The organism is Pseudomonas brassicacearum (assembly GCF_003732265.1).
GTDB lineage: Bacteria > Pseudomonadota > Gammaproteobacteria > Pseudomonadales > Pseudomonadaceae > Aquipseudomonas > Aquipseudomonas brassicacearum_D.
In genome coordinates this window covers 1-300 of sequence record NZ_MOBK01000258.1, presented here as the reverse complement: position 1 = coordinate 300, position 300 = coordinate 1, and the positions used below count along the sequence as shown (strand labels likewise).

Genomic DNA, 300 nt, shown 5'->3' with positions numbered 1-300 from the left:
AAAAAGCCGAGCTGCTGGCGGAGTTGTTCTCGGACCTGGGGCCGGTGTCGGCCAGCGGTTTCGATTGGCTGAAGGAATCGGTGGACCGGATCATCAACGCAACATCGGCGGGCCTGTCCGGTGATGTGCCGCCGATTGCCGTCAGCTTGATCGAGCCGGGCAAGACCGTTTGCTACGACATGATGTATGGCAAGGAACCGACTTCGTTCTGTCGCTGGGCCACGGAACATGGCGCGGCGTTGTCGATGGATGGTTTGGGCATGCTCGCGGAGCAGGCGGCGGAAGCGTTTTTCCTGTGGC

Annotated in this window: 1 pseudogene; it reads left to right on the top strand. The window is 61.3% G+C overall.

What is annotated here, in order from left to right:
* A pseudogene (aroE, locus tag BK660_RS31150) lies at positions 1–300 on the top strand (shikimate dehydrogenase); the annotation flags it as partial.